The 266-nt window shown below is 64.7% G+C and carries 1 protein-coding gene; it reads right to left on the bottom strand.

Annotated features, from left to right (window positions below):
• A partial coding sequence (locus EOB49_RS35390) for a LysR family transcriptional regulator (protein WP_127383573.1) occupies positions 1-266 on the bottom strand: 266 nt, incomplete at both ends.

Here is a 266-nt window from a genome sequence, read left to right on the forward strand (position 1 = left end):
GGGATGCCGGTCGAAGTGGCGAGATAGCCTGGGCAACAGCCACTTCGAGGCAAAGCCCGGCGCCACCGAAACCACCAATGTGCATTGCGTCGCCTCGTCGGCCAGGGCCACGGCCTGTGAAAGCTCACGAAATCCAGCACCGAGGCGGGCCGCGAAGACGGCGCCGAATTCGGTCAGCACCAGACCGCTCGCCGTTCGTTCGAACAGCGCCTGGCCGAGCTGTTTTTCGGTACGGCTGATCTGCTGGCTGACGGCGCTGACGGAAA

This window comes from Mesorhizobium sp. M7A.F.Ca.MR.148.00.0.0 (genome assembly GCF_003997735.1).
Taxonomy (GTDB): domain Bacteria; phylum Pseudomonadota; class Alphaproteobacteria; order Rhizobiales; family Rhizobiaceae; genus Mesorhizobium.